Source organism: Pseudomonas sp. PS01299, assembly GCF_029960145.1.
Classification (GTDB): Bacteria; Pseudomonadota; Gammaproteobacteria; order Pseudomonadales; family Pseudomonadaceae; genus Aquipseudomonas; species Aquipseudomonas putida_A.
The window spans coordinates 1-5437 of sequence record NZ_JASCPO010000314.1 but is presented as its reverse complement, the minus strand read 5'-3'; the positions used below and the strand labels follow the sequence as shown (position 1 = coordinate 5437).

Below are 5437 nucleotides of genomic sequence, written 5' to 3'. Positions count from 1 at the left end.
GCACTGATCTGCCTTCTGTGGGAGCGGGCTTGCTCGCGAAAGCAACCTGTCATTCAACATTAATGTTCAATGACACACCGCATTCGCGAGCAAGCCCGCTCCCACAGTTGTTTCTGCTCTATGCCCTCCTGCGCGTAAAACCCTATACAATGTGCGACTTTTAGCGATCCCCTATCAAGGAGCCTTAGTGAGCACGTTGCCACCCTGCCCGAAATGCAATTCCGAATACACCTACGAAGACGGTGCCCAACTGATCTGCCCGGAGTGCGCCCACGAGTGGTCGGCCAACGGCGAAGCCGAAGTGGCATCCGATGATGCCGTGAAGAAAGATTCGGTCGGCAACGTGTTGCAGGACGGCGACACCATCACCGTGATCAAGGACCTGAAAGTCAAGGGCACTTCGCTGGTGGTCAAGGTCGGCACCAAGGTCAAGAATATCCGCCTGTGCGACGGCGACCACGACATCGACTGCAAGATCGACGGCATCGGCCCGATGAAGCTCAAGTCCGAGTTCGTCAGAAAGGTCTGATCCTGCTGTCAGCCATCCCGTGCCCGCCGCGGGATGGTGCGTCACCCTCCCCGCCAGCCCCCGCATTCTCGCGTAATAGCCAGACGCCAGCCGTTTTGACCTTACGCAATCTTTACCCGGAAAAAATCGCATTCCGCCAATAGGCACTTGCTATTTGACGAATAAGAATTATTCTCATTGAAACCTTTCAAGGAGATGAGACCCATGACTTATTTGATCGACGCCTGGCTGGATCGCCCACACCCGTACCTCAGGATCCTGCATCGGGAAACCGGCGAAGTCTGTGCGGTACTGGAAGAAGAAGCCCTGCATGAGCTGCAGGATCAGGGTGATCTGGACGTCAGCAGCCTGAATTCCAGCGAACCGCTGGTGCTCAAGGAGCTGGTGCGCAATCTGTTCCTGTTCTGCTATGCCCGGGCGTTGCGCCCGACCAATGAGCTGCATCACAAGATCGAAATATGATCAGCGCCATGGAAACTGTGGGAGCCAGCCTGCTGGCGAAAGCGCTGTGTCAGGCAACGGATGGGTTGCCAGAAAGGACGCCTTCGCGAGCAAGCCCGCTCCCACATCATTGACCTGTCACAGGGACAGGCCAGGTCTTACAGAACGTCCAGCAGCTCGACGTCGAATACCAGAACGCTGTGCGGCGGGATGCTGCCAACGCCTTGAGCGCCGTAAGCCAGTTCGCTCGGCACGTACAAGCGCCATTTGCTGCCGGCATTCATCAGTTGCAGGGCTTCGGTCCAGCCGGCGATCACGCCGCCCACCGGGAATTCTGCTGGCTGGCCACGATCGTAGGAGCTGTCGAACACAGTGCCGTCGATCAGCATGCCGTGGTAGTGAGTACGCACGGTGTCTTCACGGGATGGCTTGGCGCCTTCGCCCTGGGTCAGCACTTCGAATTGCAGACCGGAAGCCAGGGTGGTGATGCCTTCTTTCTTGGCGTTTTCAGCCAGGAACGCACGGCCTTCGCCTGCGGCGGCTTCAGCCTTGGCAGCGGCTTCGGCTTGCATGATCTCGCGGATCACTTTGAAGCTGGCGGACATGGCTTCCTGATCGACACGGCTTGGCTTGCCGGCGAATGCGTCGGTCAGACCGGCCAGGATGGCGTCCAGGCTGACACCCGGTGGCGGGTTGTCGCGCAGCTGGTCACCCAGCTGACGGCCAATACCGTAGCTGACGCGGGTTTCGTCGGTGGACAGATTTACTTCGGACATGACACTGCTCCGCTGTGCGGACGGCCATCAGACTTGCCGTGCGTGCACAGCGCGTCCCGGCGCGCCCGGAACCAAAAGGGCGAGCAGACTAGCACAGATGCCCGGCGATGGGGCGCAACGCCTACAGGGCCGAGCGCCAGGCCAGCGGCACTTTCAGGCTTTCCTCGTCACTGACGCCCAGGCCGCACATTTCGTCGTGCACCGAGGTGTGTACAAGGTTGAACGGCAGCACCGGAAAGTTATGCAGCAAATCCCGCGCATGCTCCACCGAGCGCAGCTGCAGCATCTCGCCCTTGAGATCACTCAGCGGATACGCCGCCCCGTGCATCCGCGCTTCGAGCAGATAAATCCCGCCCTCCATGGAGATCAGGTTCAGCTCATCGACCTTTCTGGCGATGGCAAACGCATTCAACTCTTGCAGGTTCATGAACGCACCTCGTGCGGTGGCGAGCCAGGACCTTTACAGGGATATGCCCGCGCGCGCCAAAGCACAAGCCACAAACGACACCGCCCGTCTGTTTCGCAACAGACGGGCGGTGGTTTTGCAGCGATCAGCCAATGATCAGTGCTTGGTGAGCTTGTCCAGGTAACCCATCGCGAACGCCGAAATCACGAAGGTCATGTGGATGATCACGTACCACATCAGGTGCTCGGGATCGACGTTCTTGGCATCCATGAAGATCCGCAGCAGGTGGATCGAGGAAATCGCCACGATCGACGCCGCCACTTTCATCTTCAGCGACGAGGAGTCCATGGTGCCCAGCCAGCTGAGCTTCTCTTTGCCTTCGTCGATGTTCAGCTCGGACACGAAGTTCTCGTAGCCGGAAATCATCACCATCACCAGCAGGCCGCCCACCAGCGCCATGTCGATCAGCGACAGCAGCACCAGGATCAGATCCGATTCGGCCATGGAAAACACGTTGGGAATGACATGAAACACTTCCTGGAAGAATTTCAATGCCAGCGCCAGCAGCCCGAGGGACAGCCCGATATAGATCGGCGCCAGCAGCCAGCGCGTGGCGTACATTGCATTTTCGATAAAGCGTTCCATTGACTCTCACACAATAAGGATTGAAATCGGCGGCGAGTATACCAGCCGCCCGTGACCGCCAGAAACCGCCCGGCTCGCACCTCCCATCACCGCAACCTGCGTGTGTGTGTGAATTTTTTTCTGCTACTGTCCAAACCATTGACCGCCTAGCGAAAGTGGACAGGACGACTGGAAATGCATGTGCGATTACCGTTGACGACTGCCGGAATTTGCCTCGTTCTGCTGCTGGGTGGCTGCTCACCCGGCGATGAGAAAAAGCCCTCGGTCAGCCTCGACGCGAAGACGGCAACCTTCGAACACTCACTGGACGCCATTACCGACCCGAAACTCAAGGACGCCGTGACCGAACTCGGCGGTTCGCTGCTGCTGCTCGAACGCGCGCAGCTCAAGCTCGACAGCACACCGCTGAAAACCGTCTACGGCGAAGACACCCTCGGCATCCTCAAGCACTACCCTTCGCCGCAGGCGCTGGTCGATACCTTTATCAACGGACTGTTCGTGCTGCACAAGGACGCCAGCTCCGATTACCTTACCGACCTGCAACCGGTATTCCCGTTCAACCTGAACATTCCCGGCGGCTTTCTATTCCCGCACGGCGTGGAATGGCAGTCGGTGACCCTGAGCAACAAGCGCGTGATCGCCTATCAGCCGGAGTGGTCGGAAACCGATCCCGGCATTCAGTTGAGCCCGTCCAGCTCCAACGTCAACAACCCCGATGACCTGACCGTGACCTACCCGTTCATCGAAGGGCTGGACGTGGACAAGAAGAGCCAGCCACAACCGGTGAGCCTGCAAGGCAAAGTCGAAGTCATCGCGCCGCGCCGCCTGTTCAGCTTCAACCTGAGCCAGAAGGACGTCGGCCAGACCCGCACCGATGACAACCTCAGCGTCACCCTGTTGAAGCTTGAAAAGAACTACGCCGAAGTCGAATTCAGCAACAGCCTGCCACTGGCCCCTGAGGTCGAGGGTGCGCAGCTCAATCCAGTCATCGTTCAGGCCCGTGACACCAGCGGGCAATACCTGGTGCGCGCCGGCTCAATCAATGAGAGCCCGGCACAAGTCGCCTTCTACGAGAAACAACTGGCGTATCTGCAACAGCAGAAAACCTGGAGCGAGGCGTTGGAAAAACAGCTGGAGGACGAACAGCAGACCTTCGAGCAGCAGCATCCGCGCCGCTACAACAAGGTCTACTTCAACGGCCCCATCGACACCCTCGAAGTCAGCGTGCTGGATTTCTCATCGGCAACCGTGACCCGCAAAACACTGGATCTGCCAGTGCGCACTTTCAGCCAGCACACCACCGAAAAAGCCATCCAACCGCTGGACCCGGCGGTGGTCGTCTATGACGATCTGGCGCCGAACTGGCTCAAGGGCGCGAGCCTCACCGAGGAAGCGTTGAAGGCCGGTATCCGCATCCATCAGTCCGTGGAGGATCCGAGCGCTGCACGCATCGAGTTCTCTCACCGGCGAACCTTCAACGATGAATTGCTCGGTGATGATTTCAGCCCCGGCGAGAGTCCCGTGACGTTCTTCACCGAGAAACGCAGCGGCAAACTCGATGAGCCGATCGAACTGCCGCCCGAGGCGTATCAGGTCGATCCGCTGCAGGCGACCATCACTTACGATTTGAACCTGTTTCCGGAAACCCCGGCGATTGCCGTGGGGTCGATGCCGCTGTTTCTCGCCAGCGTGGAGAAAAAAGCCTACGACGCCAAATCCCTGCCCAAAGGCCTGGAGATCAAGAACAACACGTTGGTGGTGGACCTGAAACTGTTTCCGGCCAACGCCTGGCGATTCTTCGTCAAGGACGACAGCGGCAACTACCTGAAACAGATTCTCTCGGTCAGTCACGACGCGAGTGCGGATGGCCCGGCGCTGTTCGGCGTGCATTACTTCTATGGCCGTCCAACGCACGTGGAGACCTATCAGCGGACCGAGCTCAATACCGTGCAATACGGCTTTGAGGTCAAACTCGACAAGGCGCAGCAGTCCGACACCGCGCCATGATTGCGCCTAGTGGTCGAACACGCCGACCGTACGCCCACGCCCGCCATTGATCTGGCGCAACTGTGCCTGCAGGTGCAGGCTCCAGATCTGCGGATCGTCGGCCAGCTCGTAGCCGTGCATCGTCAGGCTTTCCACAATAGTGTCGAGAATCGACTCGGCCGCGACCGGCCCGTGAAACGGGCCCTGGGCCTTGATGGCGGAGGGTTGTTCGCCGGCCATGCCGGCAGCGAAGAGCAAGGTCCACATGCCGTTATCGCCGGCCAACGGTTTGATGGCGCATTCGATGCGGGTCACAAGACCCAGGCACTGACGGGTGAGGCAGAGGTTGCGCGACATGGCGGCGACCCTCGGTAAAGCCTGTATTCAGCCTTCACGCGAAGGCTGTTTCGATCCAGTGATACTGTCGATGTCCTTGAGCAGAGAATAGAAGAAAAGTCCGCCGCGCAAGCCGGATAGAACCAGAAGGCGCCGAATGGTCATTGTGTGAATTCTGACGTCAGAGTAGTGGCACTTTTCCCGATGATCAGCGCAAAAATCAATCTGGAAAAACAACTGTGGGAGGGGGCTTGCTCCCGAAGGCGGTGTCTCAATCAACTAATGTGTCGATTGGTACACCGCCTTCGGGAGCAAGCC

The 5437-nt window shown here is 58.8% G+C and carries 7 protein-coding genes; 3 read left to right on the top strand and 4 right to left on the bottom strand.

Going from position 1 to position 5437, the window contains the following annotated elements; genetic code table 11:
- Positions 1–187 precede the first annotated feature (187 nt).
- Positions 188–529, top strand: coding sequence for a zinc ribbon domain-containing protein YjdM (locus QMX91_RS28640; protein ID WP_003228364.1), 342 nt, complete (start codon positions 188–190; stop codon positions 527–529).
- A gap of 204 nt (positions 530–733) precedes the next feature.
- A complete protein-coding gene (locus QMX91_RS28635) occupies positions 734–991 on the top strand; it encodes a hypothetical protein (RefSeq protein ID WP_003228365.1) in 258 nt (85 codons plus the stop codon).
- Positions 992–1128: 137 nt separating this feature from the next.
- On the opposite strand, the gene QMX91_RS28630 is transcribed toward QMX91_RS28635, so the two are convergent.
- The 3 genes from QMX91_RS28630 to QMX91_RS28620 all read right to left on the bottom strand — a co-directional run bounded on the left by QMX91_RS28630 (position 1129) and on the right by QMX91_RS28620 (position 2797).
- On the bottom strand, positions 1129–1746 hold the full coding sequence (locus tag QMX91_RS28630; RefSeq protein WP_003228367.1) for an FKBP-type peptidyl-prolyl cis-trans isomerase: 618 nt from the start codon (positions 1744–1746) through the stop codon (positions 1129–1131).
- Positions 1747–1867: 121 nt separating this feature from the next.
- Positions 1868–2173 (bottom strand): DUF6482 family protein, encoded by a 306-nt coding sequence (locus tag QMX91_RS28625; protein WP_096795239.1) that lies wholly within the window; start codon positions 2171–2173, stop codon positions 1868–1870.
- Between the two features lie 135 nt (positions 2174–2308).
- Positions 2309–2797, bottom strand: coding sequence for a TIGR00645 family protein (locus QMX91_RS28620; RefSeq protein WP_007963798.1), 489 nt, complete (start codon positions 2795–2797; stop codon positions 2309–2311).
- A gap of 174 nt (positions 2798–2971) precedes the next feature.
- Between QMX91_RS28620 and QMX91_RS28615 the strand changes: the two genes are divergently transcribed.
- Positions 2972–4804: a hypothetical protein gene (locus QMX91_RS28615; protein WP_098965701.1), complete on the top strand. Its 1833-nt coding sequence runs from the start codon at positions 2972–2974 to the stop codon at positions 4802–4804.
- Between the two features lie 6 nt (positions 4805–4810).
- Here QMX91_RS28615 and QMX91_RS28610 read toward each other — a convergent pair whose 3' ends face one another.
- Entirely contained in the window at positions 4811–5140 is a 330-nt protein-coding gene (locus QMX91_RS28610) for a hypothetical protein (RefSeq protein WP_007963794.1), read from the bottom strand.
- Positions 5141–5437 lie beyond the last annotated feature (297 nt).